This window comes from Spirillospora sp. NPDC048823 (genome assembly GCF_043198445.1).
Lineage (GTDB): Bacteria > Actinomycetota > Actinomycetes > Streptosporangiales > Streptosporangiaceae > Spirillospora.
This window is the reverse complement of the sequence record NZ_JBICUT010000012.1, coordinates 119,273-135,446: the sequence shown is the minus strand read 5'-3', so window position 1 is coordinate 135,446 and position 16,174 is coordinate 119,273. Positions and strand designations below refer to the sequence as shown.

The following is a 16,174-nucleotide window of genomic DNA, read 5'->3' as shown; positions in this document are numbered from 1 at the left end:
CCGATTCGATGCTCGCGGGTGCCCCGCTCTCCCGTAGGGTGTGTTCGCCGGTTTGAGGCGGTCCTCGGAAGGATCACGATGACGCAAGAGATGACGGCGGAAGGCCGGGCCAAGACGGCGCCGCCGCCTCCCGCCTGGTTCCTGATCCCGGCGTGGGTGCTGACGATCGCCGGGCTCGGGATCTCCGTTTATCTGACGGTCACGCATTACGACGAGGGCGCGCTGGTGTGCTCGGCGTCCAAGACCGTCGACTGCCATGCGGTCACGACGAGCGAGTACTCCACGCTCGCCGGGATCCCCATGCCGCTGCTGGGCCTGGCGTTCTTCGTCGCGTTCGGCGCGCTGATCACGCCGTGGGCGCTGCGGTCGGCGCGGCCGCCGCTGCGGTGGGGCCGGGTGGCGAGCACCGCGGTCGGCGTGCTGTTCGTCGTCTACCTCGTGACCGTGGAACTGGCGCTGCTGCACAAGATCTGCCTGTGGTGCACCGGGGTGCACGCCATCACCGTCCTGCTGTTCGTCCTCGTCTTGATCGACGAATTCCGACGAATCGGTCAGGTCGACTAACCTCACCGTGACCGCGCCCCACGGTGGCGGCGCGGCCCTCACGCCTAGGAGAACACATGAGCAAGGCCGCACGGGAGCGGTCCGCGAGAGAGCGCCTGGCCGCCGAGCGCAAGCGGCAGGCGGCGCGGCAGAAGCAGCGGCGGCTGCTCGCCATCGTCCTCGGATCGGTGGTCGCGGTCGCGGTGATCGTGGTCGGCACCGTCCTGATCATCGACTACCAGAGCAAGCAGGGCCGCGCCGAGGTCCACCAGGGCGCGCTCGCCCCGCTCAGCCGCCAGGACGACGGCTCGATCGTGATGGCGCAGCCCGGGGTGACCAAGCCGGTTCTGGAGGTCTTCGAGGACTTCCAGTGCCCGGTCTGCAAGCAGTTCGAGGAGGCCACCGGCGAGACCGTCCTGGAACTGGCGGAGCGGGGCAAGGTCAAGGTCGTCTACCGGCCGTTCCACCTGTTCGGCCAGCAGAAGGATCCCATCAGGATCAACTCGCTGCGCGCGGCCGAGGCGGCGCTGTGCGTTCCGGCCGACAAGTGGATCTCCTACCATGACGCGCTCTTCCGGTTCCAGCCGGCCGAGGGCTCGGAGGGCTTCTCGCCCGACGACCTCGTGAAGTGGGGCAAGGACGTCGGCGTCACCGACCCGAACTTCGAGAAGTGCGTGCGGGACGAGCAGAAGAAGTCCCAGGTCGACGCGATGACCAAGTACGCCCTGCAGGACCGCCAGGTCCAGGGGACCCCGTCGGTCTTCCTGGACGGCAAGCAGCTCGACTCGACGCAGTTCATGAACCCGGCCGCGCTCCGGGCGACCATCGACGCGGCCGCCGCCTCCGGCAAGTGACCCCGGCCTCCGGCAGGTGAGCGCACGCGCCGCGCCGTCCCGCCCGGGACGGCGCGGCGCGGCGCTTCACCGGCCTCGGGACGCCCCCGACCGCTACGCTCGTGTGTGCGCACGAACACGCACAGTGGCCGATCGGGGGATCGATGAGCGAGCAGGGCAGGGGACCGTCGGCGCGCCGGCGGCTCGCGGACGAACGGGGCCGGGCCGCGGTCCGGCAGCGCCGCCGGCGGCTGCTGGCGGTCGTCCTCGGCGCCGTCGCCGTGGCGGCCGTCGTGGTCGCGGGGACCGTCGTGGCGGTGTCGCGGATCGGCGGGGACGGGCCTCTCGGCGACACCTACACGGGCCCGCTGGCGCCGGCGACCCGCGTGGAGCACGGGGCGGTCGCGATGGCGCAGCCGGGCGTCACCGGGCCGGTCCTGGAACTGTACGAGGACTTCCAGTGCCCGGCGTGCGAGGCGCTGGAGGGGCGCCTCGGCGGGACGCTCAAGCAACTCGCCGCCGAGGGCGAGGCCAGGGTCGTGTACCGGCCGTTCCAGCTCTTCCAGCAGGAACCGCTGATGTCGAACTCGCGGAGGGCCGCGAACGCCGCCGCCTGCATCCCCGTGAGCAAATGGGTCCCCTACCACGACAGGCTCTTCGCCGAGCAGCCTCCCGAGGGCGCCAGCGGCTTCACGCCGGAGAACCTGATCACGTGGGCGGCCGAGCTGGGCGTCACCGATCCCGCGTTCGCCGCCTGCGTCAACGGGAACCAGAAGATCGACCTGGTCGAGAAGGCGAGCACCGCGGCCGGGCGTGCGGGAGTCGACTCCACCCCGTATCTCGCGCTGAACGGCGAGAGGGTCGACGGCGACGCCCTCGGCTCGCCGGACGAGCTGAAGAAGGCCGTCGCCCAGGCGGGTGGGGGCCCGGTCCCGTCCCCCGGCGGCACACGATCGGACGGCAGGGCGAACGGCACCGTGGACGGTACCGCGGGCGTCCGCGGCCCGGCACGGTCGTAGAGTCGGCGCACGCGCCGCCCCGGAGGCGGTAACGTCAGCGTCCATGCAGCCGCTCGCCTACATCCCGAGTCCCTCACAGGGCATCTGGCACATCGGGCCCGTTCCCATCCGCGCCTACGCCATCATGATCATTCTGGGCATCGTCGCCGCGGTGTGGCTGGGCGAGCGACGCTGGGCCGCCAAGGGCGGCACCCCCGGCGTGATCATCGATGTGGCCGTGTGGGCGGTGCCGTTCGGTCTCGTCGGCGGGCGGATCTACCACGTCATCACCGACTACCAGCGCTATTTCGGTGAGGACGGCGATCCGGTCCGGGCGCTGGAGATCTGGAAGGGCGGCCTCGGGATCTGGGGCTCCGTCGCGTTCGGCGCGGTCGGCGCGCTCATCGCATGCCGGCGGCGCGGGATCTCCGTCCTCGCGCTCGCCGACGCGGTCGCCCCGGGGATCGCACTGGCGCAGGCCATCGGCCGCTGGGGCAACTACTGGAACCAGGAGCTGTACGGCCGTCCCCTCGACGCGTTCTGGGCCCTGGAGATCGACGAGGACCACCGGCCGACGCTCGAGGGCGGGCCCAGCCTCGACCCCCAGTACGCCGACATCGCCACCTACCACCCGACGTTCCTGTACGAGTCGCTGTGGTGCGTCGGCGTCGCGATCCTGGTCATCTGGGCCGACCGGCGCTTCAAGCTCACGCACGGCCGCGCGTTCGCGCTCTACGTCGCCGCCTACACGCTGGGACGCGCCTGGATCGAGGCGCTGCGCATCGACGACGCCCACCACATCCTCGGCCTGCGGCTGAACGACTGGACGTCGATCCTGCTCTTCCTCGGCGCGGTCGCCTACCTGTACCGGATGCGCCACCGTACCGGCCCGGAGAACGTCGGCGGTCCCGCCGCGGACGGGCCGTCCGGCGAGCCGGGATCCGCCGAGGCGAAGCCCGTGCCGAAGGACGAGCCCGAACCGGAACCCGAGACCGAGAAGACCGAAGCCGAGGACTCCGAAACCGAGGACTCGGAGACCGAGAAGTCGGAAGCCGAGAAGTCCGAGGACGCCGACAAGGCCGAGGACGCGGACCGGGTTGAGGACGCCGAGGGCGCGGACAAGGCCGAGGACGTCGAGGACGCGGAGAAGGCCGGAGGCGGGGACGCCGAGGCGGAGGCCGCGTCCGAGGAGAAGGACCCCGAGAACGAGGCCGAGCTCGAGGCTGAAGGCGACGACGAGGCCGGAGACGGTGTCGGCGAGGCCGGGCGGGTGGATGAGGGTGAACCCGTCAAGGACGGAAAGTAGCGGTCGGCGGAGGGCTCCGGTGCAGGCGAGATGACCAGCGGCAAGCCGGGCGTGCCCCCGGAACACCATCATCAGCACCGTGACGTCACCGGCGGCTGGCTGCGGCCGGCGGTGTTCGGCGCGATGGACGGACTGGTCTCCAACTTCGCGCTGATCGCGGGCGTCGCGGGCGGCCAGGCGAGCCAGAAGGTCGTCCTGCTGGCGGGTCTGGCGGGGCTGGCCGCGGGCGCGTTCTCGATGGCCGCGGGGGAGTACATCTCGGTCGCCTCCCAGTCGGAACTGGCGGAGGCGGAGATCGAGGTGGAGCGGCTGGAGCTGGCCCGGCACCCGGTGGCGGAGGAGCGGGAGCTGGCCGAGGTGTTCCGGTCGCGCGGGGTGGACCCGGAGACGGCCGCGGAGGTGGCGCGGCAGCTGTCCAGGGACCCCGACGATGCGCTGGAGGTGCACACCCGCGAGGAGTTGGGGGTGACGCCCGGTGACCTGCCCTCGCCGACGCTGGCGGCGGGCTCGTCGTTCCTGTCGTTCGGGATCGGCGCGATACTGCCGGTGCTTCCGTACCTGCTGGGCGCCTCCTCGCTGTGGCCGGCGGCGATCATCGCGGCGCTCGGGCTGTTCGGCGCCGGCGCGCTGGTGTCGCGGATCACGGCCCGGCCCTGGTGGTTCGGCGGGACGCGGCAGCTGCTGTTCGGCGCGGCCGCCGCGGCGATCACCTACGGGGTCGGCGCGCTGATCGGGACCAATGGGCTCTAGTACGGCGCGGTTGCCGGCTCCGGTGCGGGCGGTCGCTCCAGGGAACTGGATAAAACGCCCTTTTGGCCACGCGGGGGCCGCCCGGACCGCTAAGCTCCGGGGCGTGATCGAGGCTCGTGACACAGGTTCCCCCGAGGCCGCGCGCGAGGGCGGCGGGCAGGACTTCTGGCCGGAGGAGAAGTCCGGTCGCAGCCTGCCCCGTCCGAAGCTGCTGTTCGGCGCGGTCGCCGCGCTGGTCGCGGTGATCGTCGCGGTCGTCGCCGTGCTCGTGTTCACCGGCGGGGACGAGGCGCCCGCCGAGAACACGGCGCTGCCGACCGCCTACGCGCCCGACTACAACGGCGAGGGCTTCAGCGAGATCGCGAACAGGTCGGCCGACCGCCGCGAGATCACCGAGGGGGAGGCGGCCTCCGCCAAGAACCTGAAGTCGGGCGCCTACGCGTTCACGCTGGCCGAGTCCGCGCTGACCTCCGACTGCAAGTCCGCGACGTGGGGCGCCCGCCTGCACGCCGACCTCGCCAAGTTCGGCTGCAGCCAGGTCGTCCGCTCCGCCTACGTGAGCGCCGGCAAGAAGCACGTCGGCCAGTTCATCGTGATCAACATGGAGACCGTGGAGGGCGTCAAGCAGATCCTGCGCGACCTTCAGCGCGAGACGGGCGCCGGGTGGGTGACGCCGCTGGACGCGCCGGGCGTCCCCGCGTTCGGGTCCGGGTTCAGCGCCGCCTACGCCAAGACCTACGGCCACTATGCCGTGATCACGTGGGTGGAGCGGGCCGGCGGGGAGCAGCCCGCCTCGCTCAACGAGGTGATCGATGTGAGCCTGGTCATCGAGGGCGCCGCCGACTTCCTCTACGGGCGGCTTGACCTGGCCTCGGGCGGAAGGCCCGGCCAGTGATCCGGCCGCATGCGGGCGTGTCGCGGGCCGGCGGGCAGTAGTCTGCGCGCTCGTGGACTCCGATGAATTCCGCCGCGGCGGCGGCCCCCGGCGCGCACCGGTGAGCCGCCAGGGCCGCAGGCAGCCCGCCCCGCGCAGGACGGCGCCGGGCCGCGAGGGAGGCCCCCGCCGGCCGAACCCGTCGCAGGCGCGGCGGAAGGGCGCGCCCCGCCCGGGGCGGCCCGTTCCGCCGCCGCGCATGCCGTTCGAGGACGACGAGTCCGCCTACCCCGACGCGTCCCCGTTTCACGACACGTCCGCCTACCCGGCCGCCCCCGCGTATCACGACGCGCCCGGCACAGGCCCGCGGCCGCTTCCGGGTGATGCGCACGGTCCCGGCGGGAAGCCGGGACGGCGCGGCGGGAAGCCGAGACAGCGGGGGAAGCCGGGCAAGGGGGGGCGTTCCGCCGGGCAGGCGCGGCAGTCCCGTCCGGCGTCGCGTGAGGGCGGGCGCGGAGCGAGGCTGTACTTCGGCGCCGCCGCGGTCCTGGGCCTGCTCGTGCTCCTCGGTGTGGGCGCGGTGGTCGTTCCGCGCGGCGGCGGGAACGGTCCGGCCGCGGGCGGCGCGGCCACCGTGACGATCGGGACTCCTGCGGAGACGGGCGTCTCGCCGGACTCCTACTCCAGTTCGTCCTCGTCGTCGGCGTACTCGGGCATCGCGTCCCGCCGCGCGGACCCGAAGCCGCTGACGGTGGAGGAGGCGTTCCCGTCGTCGGCGGCGAAACTGTCGGTCCCGGGCGGCGAGGTGCGGGTCAAGCTGCGCGTCAAGCGGCTGGACGGTGACTGCGCCGCCGCCGTGTGGGGCGCGACCGTGGGTGAGGTGCTGGGCGAGGGCGGCTGCACGCAGGCGGCCCGCGGGATCTACTCCGACACGGAGAACGGCCATGCGCTGGCCGTCGCGGTGTTCAACCTGGCAGGGTCCGCGGAGGCCGACCGGTTCGTCGCGACGCTGGAGCAGACGATCGGTGCCGGTTTCGTCCGGCCGCTGGAGGCCCCCGCCCCGCTGGACGGCTTCGGACGCGGCTTCGGCATGGCGCGCGGCCTGGCCATGGGCCATTTCGCCGTGGTCACGTGGGCGCAGCGGCTGGACGGCAAGGGCGGCCCGGAGGACGAGGCGCTCCTGTCGCTGCTGATCGAGGGCGGCAAGAACCCGGCGGTGCTCGGCCGCGCCGCCCGCGCGTCCGAATGACCGCGCCCGCCTGACCGCGCCCGCCTGACTGCGCCCCGCCTGATCCCGGCCGCCTGACCGCGTCCAGGTCGCCACATTTCGGGCAAGTCACTGGAACACCACGGTAAACATCGCTCTCCCGGTGATGATCGTCACCGTTGCCGGGGCACTTTCCGTTGGGGGAGGAACCGGTAATCTGGTCTAAACCACTGTGAGATGGCGCCCATGGGCCGTCCGCGCCGGAAGTTTCGCGATCCGGGGCAGCCGGGCATGATCCCGGCAGTGATGTAATGTCATCTCACCGCAGCAGGGCCAACGTCGTCCCGGACTGCACTGACATCAGCAGTGACACGACGACGACGGGAGGGTTGATGGCTTCTGCTGCCCTCACACCTGATGCCCGCACTTCTGTTGCCGGCCCTCCGGGGCCCGGCACCGGCGGCCGCCCCCTCGCGCAGGGGCTCTACGACCCGGTTCACGAACACGACGCATGCGGTGTCGGAATGGTGGCGGACCTGCACGGCCGCAAAAGCCATGACATCGTGCAGAACGCCCTGACGGTCCTGAAGAACCTCGACCACCGCGGAGCGGTGGGCGCCGAGCCGGACGACGGCGACGGCGTCGGCATCCTCGTCCAGATCCCGGACGCGTTCTTCCGCGACACCTGCGACTTCGCGCTCCCCGACGCCGGCGCCTACGCCGCCGGCATCGCGTTCCTGCCCGCGGACGGCGACGAGCGCGCCACCGTGGTCGCCCATGTCGAGAGGCTCTGCGTCGAGGAGGGCCTGACGGTCCTCGGCTGGCGGGAGCTGCCGCACGACCCCGACTTCACCGGCCCGGCCTCGCGGCGCGTCATGCCGCACTTCTCGCAGCTGTTCGTGGCCCCCGCCGCGGGCGGCCCCCACGGCGGCAAGACCGGCCTTGAGCTGGACCGCGTCGTGTTCTGCATGCGCGAGCGCGCCGAACAGGACGTGCGGGTCTACTTCCCGAGCCTGTCCAGCCGGACGATCGTCTACAAGGGGATGCTGACGACCCCGCAGCTGGAGCCGTTCTTCCCCGACCTGTCGGACCGCCGCTTCACCAGCGCGATCGCCCTGGTGCACTCGCGGTTCTCGACCAACACCTTCCCCGCCTGGGAGCTGGCCCACCCGTACCGGTTCATCGCCCACAATGGCGAGATCAACACGGTGAAGGGCAACCGGAACTGGATGCGGGCCCGCGAGGCGCTGCTGAAGTCCGACCTGATCCCCGGGGACCTGTCGCGGATCTACCCCGTGATCGACATCGAGGCCAGCGACACCGCCTCGTTCGACGAGTGTCTGGAGCTGCTGCACCTCGGCGGCCGGTCGCTGCCGCACGCGGTGCTGATGATGATCCCGGAGGCGTGGGAGAACCACACCGAGATGGACGCCGCCCGCCGCGCGTTCTACGAGTTCCACTCCACCCTGATGGAGGCGTGGGACGGTCCCGCCAGCGTCAGCTTCACCGACGGCACCGTCGTCGGCGCCGTCCTGGACCGCAACGGGCTGCGTCCCGGCCGGTACTGGGTGACCGACGACGGCCTGGTCGTGCTGGCCAGCGAGGCGGGGGTCCTGGACATCCCGGCCGCGAACGTCGTCCGGAAGGGCCGGCTGCAGCCCGGCAAGATCTTCCTGGTGGACACCGCCGCCGGGCGGATCGTCGAGGACGACGAGGTCAAGGCGGAGCTGGCCGCCGAGCACCCGTACGGCGAGTGGCTGCACGAGGGCCTGGTCCGGTTCGAGGAGCTGCCGAGGCGCGAGCGGGAGATCCCGTCGCACGAGACCCTCGTCAAGCGGCAGCAGACGTTCGGCTACACCCTCGAAGAGCAGAGGATCATCCTGTCGCCGATGGCGAAGACGGGCGCCGAGCCGATCGGGTCGATGGGCACCGACACCCCGATCGCGGTGCTGTCGGAGCGGCCGCGGCTGCTGTTCGACTACTTCAAGCAGCAGTTCGCGCAGGTCACGAACCCGCCGCTGGACGCGATCCGCGAGGAGCTGGTGACCTCGCTCCAGTCCACGCTCGGCCCGGAGGGCAACCTCCTGGAGCCCGGCCCGGACTCGTGCCGCCGCCTGGTGCTGCCCACCCCGATCCTGGACAACGGCGAACTCTCCAAGATCATCCACATTGACGACGAGGGGTCCCTGCCGCATCTGCAGGCCCACGTCGTGCACGGCCTGTACGACGTCGCCGGCGGGGGAGAGGCCCTGGAGGCCCGGCTGGAGGAGATCAACTCCGAGGTCGGCCGCGCCATCGACGCCGGCGCCCGCGTCATCGTGCTGTCGGACCGCGGCGCCGACTCCGCCCGCGCCGCGATCCCGTCGCTGCTGCTGACCGGCTCCGTCCACCACCACCTGATCCGGGAGAAGACCCGCACCCGGGTCGGCCTGGTGATCGAGACCGGCGAGGCCCGCGAGTGCCACCACATGGCGCTGCTCATCGGGTACGGCGCGTCCGCGATCAACCCGTACCTGGCGATCGAGACCGTCGAGGACCTCGTCCGCGGCGGCGCCATCGAGGGCGTCGAGCCGGAGCAGGCCGCCCGGAACCTCGTGAAGGCGTACGGCAAGGGCGTCCTGAAGGTCATGTCGAAGATGGGCGTGTCCACGGTCGCGTCCTACACCGGCGCGCAGATCTTCGAGGCGATCGGGCTCGGCGGCGACGTCGTGTCCCGCTGCTTCACCGGCACCACGTCCCGGCTCGGCGGCGTCGGCTTCGACGTGCTGGCCCGCGAGGTCGCCGAGCGGCACGCCCGCGCCTACCCGCCGGGCGGCAACGACCTGGCGCACCGCACCCTGGAGGTCGGCGGCGAGTACCAGTGGCGCCGCGAGGGCGAGCCGCACCTGTTCAACCCGGACACGGTGTTCAAGCTGCAGCACGCCACCCGCACCCGCCGCTACGAGATCTTCAAGGAGTACACCGCGCAGGTCGACTCGCAGGCCGAGCGGCTGATGACGCTGCGCGGGCTGTTCAGGCTGAAGGACGGCGAGCGCGAACCGGTCCCGATCGACGAGGTCGAACCCGTATCGGAGATCGTCAAGCGGTTCTCCACCGGGGCCATGTCGTACGGCTCCATCTCCGCCGAGGCCCACGAGACCCTCGCGATCGCGATGAACCGCCTCGGCGGCAAGTCCAACACCGGTGAGGGCGGCGAGGACCCGGAGCGGTTCACCCCCGACGAGAACGGCGACCTGCGCCGCAGCGCCATCAAGCAGGTCGCGTCCGGACGGTTCGGCGTCACCTCCGAGTACCTCACCAACGCCGACGACATCCAGATCAAGATGGCGCAGGGCGCCAAGCCCGGCGAGGGCGGCCAGCTGCCCGGCCACAAGGTCTACCCGTGGATCGCCAAGACGCGGCACTCCACCCCCGGCGTCGGCCTCATCTCGCCGCCGCCGCACCACGACATCTACTCGATCGAGGACCTGGCGCAGCTCATCCACGACCTGAAGAACGCCAACCCGGCGGCGCGCGTGCACGTCAAGCTCGTCGCCGAGGTCGGCGTCGGCACGGTCGCGGCCGGGGTGTCCAAGGCGCACGCCGACGTGGTGCTGATCTCCGGCCACGACGGCGGCACCGGCGCGTCCCCGCTGACGTCGCTCAAGCACGCCGGCACCCCGTGGGAGCTGGGCCTCGCCGAGACGCAGCAGACGCTGCTGCTGAACGGCCTGCGCGACCGCATCGTCGTGCAGACCGACGGGCAGATGAAGACCGGGCGGGACGTCGTCGTCGCGGCGCTGCTCGGCGCCGAGGAGTACGGCTTCGCGACCGCGCCGCTGGTGGTGTCGGGCTGCATCATGATGCGGGTCTGCCACCTCGACACGTGCCCGGTCGGCGTCGCCACCCAGAACCCCGTGCTGCGGCAGCGGTTCTCCGGCAAGCCCGAGTTCGTCGTGAACTTCTTCGAGTTCATCGCCGAGGAGGTCCGCGAGCATCTGGCGGCCCTCGGGTTCCGCTCGCTGGAGGAGGCGATCGGGCACGTCGAGATGATCGACACCCGCGAGGCCGTCGAGCACTGGAAGGCGTCCGGGCTCGACCTCACCCCGGTCCTGCACACGCCAGAGCGGGCCGAGGGCGCGGCCCTGCACCGCGTCACCGAGCAGGACCACGGGCTGGAGAAGGCCCTGGACAACACGCTGATCCAGCTCGCCGAGGGCGCGCTCGCGTTCGGCGACAAGGTCACGCTCGACCTCCCGATCCGCAACGTCAACCGGACGGTCGGCACCATGCTCGGCCATGAGCTGACCAGGAAGTGGGGCGGCCAGGGCCTGGCCGACGACACGATCGACGTCACGTTCACCGGCTCGGCGGGCAACTCGTTCGGCGCGTTCCTGCCGCGCGGGATCACGCTGCGGCTGGTCGGCGACGCCAACGACTACGTCGGCAAGGGCCTGTCCGGCGGGCGGCTGACGCTGCGCCCGCCGGCCGATGCCGGGTTCGCGGCCGAGGAGCAGATCATCGGCGGCAACGTCATCCTGTACGGCGCGACGTCCGGTGAGCTCTTCGCCCGCGGCATCGCCGGCGAGCGGTTCTGCGTCCGCAACTCCGGCGCCACCGCCGTCGTCGAGGGCGTCGGCGACCACGCCTGCGAGTACATGACCGGCGGCCGCGCCCTGATCCTCGGCCGGACGGGACGCAACCTCGCGGCCGGCATGTCCGGCGGCATCGCCTACGTCCTGGACCTGGTGCCCGAGCGGGTCAACGGCGAGATGGTCGACCTGGACCCCCTCGACCCCGACGACCTGGACTTCGTCCGGACCCTGGTCGAGCGGCACCTGGCCGAGACCGGCTCACGGGTAGCGGGCCGGCTGCTGGACGACTGGGACGCCGCGGCCGACCGCTTCACCAAGATCATGCCGCGTGACTACCGCCGCGTCCTGGACGCGATGGCCAAGGCCGAGGCCGAGGGACGCGACGTCGACGAGGCCGTCATGGCCGCGGCGCAGAGCTGAGAGAGGGGGACGTCCTTCATGGCTGACCCGAAGGGTTTTCTGACCGTCGGGCGGGAGCTCCCGAAGCGCCGCCCGGTCGACGTGCGGATCAAGAGCTGGTCGGAGGTCTACGAGGACTTCGGCAAGGACCGGCTGGAGAAGCAGGCGAGCCGCTGCATGGACTGCGGCATCCCGTTCTGCCACCAGGGCTGCCCGCTCGGCAACCTCATCCCCGAGTGGAACGACCTCGTCTACCGGCAGGACTGGCGGGAGGCCATCGAGCGGCTGCACGCCACCAACAACTTCCCGGAGTTCACCGGGAGGCTGTGCCCGGCGCCGTGCGAGAGCGCCTGCGTCCTCGGCATCAACCAGGACCCGGTCACCATCAAGCGGGTCGAGGTCGAGATCATCGACCGGGCGTTCGCGGAGGGCTGGGTGCGGCCGCAGCCGCCCGCCGTCAAGACCGGCAAGACGGTCGCGGTGGTCGGCTCGGGGCCCGCGGGCCTCGCCGCCGCCCAGCAGCTCACCCGCGCCGGCCACGACGTCACCGTCTACGAGCGCGCGGACCGGATCGGCGGGCTGCTGCGCTACGGCATCCCCGAGTTCAAGATGGAGAAGCGGCACCTCGACCGGCGCCTCGCCCAGATGCGCGCCGAGGGCACCGACTTCAAGACCTCGGTGAACGTCGGCGTCGACGTCACCGCCGACGACCTGCGCGCCCGCCACGACGCCGTCGTCCTCGCCGGCGGCGCCACCGCCTGGCGCGACCTGCCCGTCCCGGGCCGGGAGCTCAAGGGCGTCTACCAGGCGATGGAGTACCTGCCCCCGTCGAACAAGGTGCAGGAGGGCGACTACGACGAGTCGCCGATCTCCGCCAAGGGCAAGCACGTCGTGGTCATCGGCGGCGGCGACACCGGCGCCGACTGCATCGGCACCGCGATCCGGCAGGGGGCCGCCTCGGTCACCCAGCTGGAGATCATGCCGCGCCCGCCGGAGTCCCGCCCGGACACCCAGCCGTGGCCGACGTACCCGATGCTGTTCAAGGTGGAGAGCGCCCACGAGGAGCTCGCGGACCTCGGCGGCGACCGCGTCTACGCCGTGTCCACCACCGAGTTCGCCGGCGACGGGGACGGCAACGTCCGCGCGCTGAAGATCGTGGAGGTCGGCGGGCCGCAGTCCGGGTTCCAGCCGGTCGAGGGCAGCGAGCGGGAGATCCCGGCCGAGCTGGTCACGCTCGCGATGGGCTTCCTCGGCCCGCAGCGCGAGGGCCTCCTCGACCAGCTCGGCGTCGACCTCGACCAGCGCGGCAACGTCGTCCGCGACGGCGACTACAAGACGTCGGTGGACGGCGTGTACGCCGCCGGCGACATGGGCCGCGGCCAGTCCCTGATCGTCTGGGCCATCGCCGAGGGCCGCGCCGCCGCGCACGGCGTCGACGCGTTCCTCACCGGCCGCACCGGCCTGCCGTACCCGATTCCGCCCACGGCGCGTCCGATGGCCTGAGCGCATCCATCGCAGTGACGGCCCACCGCGCTCGCGTGCGCGGCCGAGGTCGCCGCGAAACGAAGGCCCCGAAGGCACGCCCGCGCCCTGCCTTCGGGGCCTTCGATGTGTCAGCACCGGAGCATGGGATCCGCGCCGTCCACCCTGGACACGGCCTTGCTGCGCCGCATGAGGCTGGCCCGGGACACGATGGACCGCGAGTGGGCCGAGCCGCTCGACGTTGCCGCCATCGCCGCCCGCGCCGGCTACTCGCGCTACCACTTCGTCCGGCTGTTCAGTGAGGTCTACGGCGAGACGCCCGGCGCCTACCTCGCCCGCCGCCGCATCGAACGCGCCCGGGACCTTCTGCGCACCGCGAATCTGACCGTCACCGAGATCTGCATGCTCGTCGGCTTCACCAGCCTCGGCACGTTCTGCACCCGCTTCAAGCAGCAGGTGGGGGTGACGCCCACCGAGTTCCGCAGGCGGGCCCGCGCCACCGACTCCTCCGTCATCCCCGGCTGCTTCGTGCTGCGTCGAGGCCGTCTTCCGCGACGACTCCGGCTGCTGGTACAGCCTCACCCAGCCCTTCGAGCAGCTCGACGAGACCCTGCCCTGGAACGACTGCTCCGGCTGACCAGGCGTTCCACGTGGCCCATCCCGGCCCGTCCGTCCCTCTTGTGGTCTTGGGACGGGTCGGCTAGCGTCCGGCCAGGGTTCACCGTGCGGCGGGCGCACAGCCGCCGGCCCCTCACGCCGCCGTGCACCGGGGCCCCCGCACCCCGCACGCGGGACATCAGGGGCCCGGCCACCCACCGCTGGGGTGGCCGGGCCCACCGCGCCCCGCGCCGACGCGTCCGATTCCTACAAGACCGGCCGGCGGCGGCCGCCCTACGTTGGCCCCATGAGAGTTCTGCACGACACCGGCCTCGCCCGCGCCGCCGGGTTCATGCGCCTCAGCGCCCGTCTCATCGACCGCCACCGGTTCGCCATGCACTTCCGCGGCGGGCCCGCGGCACCCGTCCTGGCGGCCCTGCGCGCCTACGAGAACCCGGACGGCGGATACGGCCACGCCCTCGAACCCGACCTGCGCGGCGAAGGCAGCCAGCCCGTCCCCGCCCAGCACGCCCTGGAGATCCTCCACGAGGCCGGCGCCGACGACGACCCCGCCGTCACGCGCACCGGCGACTACCTGGCCTCCATCACCACCGCCGACGGGGGAGTGCCGTTCGTCCTGCCGACGGTCCGCGACACTCCCCACGCCCCGTGGTGGCAGACGCCCGACGACCCGCCGGGCGGCATCAACCCCACCGGGACCCTCGCGGGGATGCTTCACCGCGCCGGGTCGGACCATCCCTGGCTCGGCCCCGCCACGGACTTCTGCTGGCGCCACCTGGAGGGCGAGGACACCGAACCCGGCCCGTACGACGCCCTGTCCATCCTCACCTTCCTCGACCACGTCCCCGACCGGGACCGCGCGGAGGCGGCCTTCACCCGTGTCCGCGACGCCCTCGCCGCCCCGGTGGCCCTCGACCCGCACGCCGGAGGGGACGGCCACTCCCCGCTCGACTTCGCCCCCACCCCGCACGGCCACGGACGCCGCCTGTTCACCGGCGACGTCATCGACGCCCACCTCGACGCCCTCATCGACGCGCAGGGCGACGACGGCGGCTGGGACTTCGGCTTCCCGAGCTGGACGCCGATCACCCGGCCCGAATGGCGCGGCTTCGTCACCGTCGAACGGCTCAGGACGCTGCGCGCCTACGGCAGGCTCAAGCTCTAGGTCACAGCAGGTTCCGGACGGGCTCGCCCGCCAGGTCGCGCACCTCGTGCGCGAAGTGCGACTGGTCGGCGTAGCCCGCCGCGAACGCCGCCCCCGCCAGCGGCTCGCCCGCCCGCGCCAGCCGCAGCGCCCGCTGGAACCGCAGTACCCGCTGGAGCGTCTTCGGCCCGTACCCGAACGCCGCCAGCGAACGCCGCCGGAGCTGCCGCTCGCTGAAGCCCAGCCCGTCCGCCACGTCCCGCACCGAACCGCCGGCCAGGCCCGCGACCACCGCCGCGACGACCGGATCCGGCGGCCGCATCCGCTCCCGCACCGCCGCGACCAGCGTTCCGCACCGGTCATCGGCCGGCGCCACCGCCACCGCCTCCGCCAGCCGGTCGGCCTCCCCGCCCCACAGCTCCCGCAGCGGCAGCCGCCCGTCCCGGACCGCGTCCGCCGGGACGCCCAGCACCGGCGGCGCCGCCCCCGGCCCGAACCGCACCGCCGCCACCGCGTCACCCGGCCGCATGACCGCCGGAACCGGGCCGGTGTCCGGCCCCGCCACCAGGATCCCGGACGCCGACCAGATCAGGTCCACGCACCCGTCGGGCACGACGCGCTGCGTGAACGGCTCGGCGTCGCGCGGCAGCGCCGCCGTCCAGGCGCACGCCAGCCCCGCCGCGGGGAACTCGCGATAACCGGTGGGACTCACACCTCCTGCATACCACCCGCGCTCACGGGCAGAGCCACAGAAAACCCACCGAACCGGGAGGACGGCCATGCCGGACAACGACCTTCAGGACAGGACCATCGCCTTCCTCTGCGCCACCGAGGGCACCGAGCAGGTCGAGCTCACCGAGCCCTGGAAGGCCGTCGAGCAGGCCGGCGGCACCCCCCGCCTCGTCTCCACCGAGTCCGGCCGCCTCCAGGCGTTCAACCACCTGGACAAGGGCGACACCTTCCCCGTCGACACCACCGTCGACGTCTCCGACCACACCGAGTTCGACGGCCTCCTCCTGCCCGGCGGCGTCGCCAACCCCGACTTCCTGCGCACCCGGCCCAAGGCCGTCGCGTTCGCCAAGTCGTTCTTCGACGCGGGCAAGCCCGTCGCGTCGATCTGCCACGCTGCGTGGACGCTCGTCGAGGCCGACGTCGTCCGCGGCCGCACCATGACCTCGTTCCCGAGCATCCGGACCGATCTGCGCAATGCGGGCGCCACCTGGGTGGACGAGGAGGTCAGGGTCTGCGAGGACGGGCCGAACGTGCTCGTCAGCAGCCGCGGCCCCGGCGACCTCAAGGCGTTCTGCCGGGCCGCCGTCGAGGCGTTCACGCGGTGACGGCCACTTCTGGTCCAGTTATGGTCTAGACCTCTGAGCTAGACCAATCGATGAACCCGCGGCGACCATATCCTGCACGAATATCCGTACCAGCGGGTAACTAAGTACG

The 16,174-nt window shown here is 72.3% G+C and carries 12 protein-coding genes and 1 pseudogene; 12 read left to right on the top strand and 1 reads right to left on the bottom strand.

Features of this window, described 5'->3' with window-relative positions; translation table 11 throughout:
- Positions 1-78: 78 nt before the first annotated feature.
- The 11 genes and pseudogenes from ACGFK0_RS25915 (at position 79) to ACGFK0_RS25865 (ending at position 14,749) form a co-directional block, all read left to right on the top strand.
- Positions 79-564 carry a vitamin K epoxide reductase family protein gene (locus ACGFK0_RS25915; RefSeq protein ID WP_392909085.1) on the top strand — a complete coding sequence of 162 codons (486 nt, stop codon included), beginning with the start codon at positions 79-81 and terminating at the stop codon, positions 562-564.
- Positions 565-620: 56 nt separating this feature from the next.
- Complete coding sequence (locus ACGFK0_RS25910) at positions 621-1,397, top strand: DsbA family protein (RefSeq protein ID WP_392909083.1); 777 nt, start codon at positions 621-623, stop codon at positions 1,395-1,397.
- 143 nt (positions 1,398-1,540) lie between these two features.
- Complete coding sequence (locus tag ACGFK0_RS25905) at positions 1,541-2,395, top strand: DsbA family protein (RefSeq protein ID WP_392909081.1); 855 nt, start codon at positions 1,541-1,543, stop codon at positions 2,393-2,395.
- Between the two features lie 43 nt (positions 2,396-2,438).
- Positions 2,439-3,680, top strand: coding sequence for a prolipoprotein diacylglyceryl transferase (lgt, locus tag ACGFK0_RS25900; RefSeq protein WP_392909079.1), 1,242 nt, complete (start codon positions 2,439-2,441; stop codon positions 3,678-3,680).
- 30 nt (positions 3,681-3,710) lie between these two features.
- Positions 3,711-4,430, top strand: a complete 720-nt coding sequence (locus tag ACGFK0_RS25895; RefSeq protein ID WP_392909076.1) for a VIT1/CCC1 transporter family protein — start codon at positions 3,711-3,713, stop codon at positions 4,428-4,430.
- A gap of 103 nt (positions 4,431-4,533) precedes the next feature.
- Positions 4,534-5,325, top strand: a complete 792-nt coding sequence (locus ACGFK0_RS25890; RefSeq protein WP_392909074.1) for a hypothetical protein — start codon at positions 4,534-4,536, stop codon at positions 5,323-5,325.
- 52 nt (positions 5,326-5,377) lie between these two features.
- Positions 5,378-6,553, top strand: a complete 1,176-nt coding sequence (locus ACGFK0_RS25885) for a hypothetical protein (RefSeq protein WP_392909072.1) — start codon at positions 5,378-5,380, stop codon at positions 6,551-6,553.
- Positions 6,554-6,903: 350 nt separating this feature from the next.
- Positions 6,904-11,505: a glutamate synthase large subunit gene (gene gltB / locus ACGFK0_RS25880; protein WP_392909070.1), complete on the top strand. Its 4,602-nt coding sequence runs from the start codon at positions 6,904-6,906 to the stop codon at positions 11,503-11,505.
- 18 nt (positions 11,506-11,523) lie between these two features.
- Positions 11,524-12,987 (top strand): glutamate synthase subunit beta, encoded by a 1,464-nt coding sequence (locus tag ACGFK0_RS25875; protein WP_392909068.1) that lies wholly within the window; start codon positions 11,524-11,526, stop codon positions 12,985-12,987.
- 105 nt (positions 12,988-13,092) lie between these two features.
- Positions 13,093-13,395, top strand: a pseudogene (locus ACGFK0_RS25870) (helix-turn-helix transcriptional regulator); the annotation flags it as partial.
- 475 nt (positions 13,396-13,870) lie between these two features.
- A complete protein-coding gene (locus ACGFK0_RS25865) occupies positions 13,871-14,749 on the top strand; it encodes a hypothetical protein (RefSeq protein WP_392909066.1) in 879 nt (292 codons plus the stop codon).
- Position 14,750: 1 nt separating this feature from the next.
- Here the strand turns inward: ACGFK0_RS25865 and ACGFK0_RS25860 are convergent, their stop codons facing one another.
- Complete coding sequence (locus ACGFK0_RS25860; protein ID WP_392909064.1) at positions 14,751-15,440, bottom strand: helix-turn-helix domain-containing protein; 690 nt, start codon at positions 15,438-15,440, stop codon at positions 14,751-14,753.
- A 67-nt stretch (positions 15,441-15,507) separates the two neighbouring features.
- Between ACGFK0_RS25860 and ACGFK0_RS25855 the strand changes: the two genes are divergently transcribed.
- Positions 15,508-16,065, top strand: a complete 558-nt coding sequence (locus ACGFK0_RS25855) for a type 1 glutamine amidotransferase domain-containing protein (RefSeq protein ID WP_392909062.1) — start codon at positions 15,508-15,510, stop codon at positions 16,063-16,065.
- Positions 16,066-16,174: the final 109 nt, after the last annotated feature.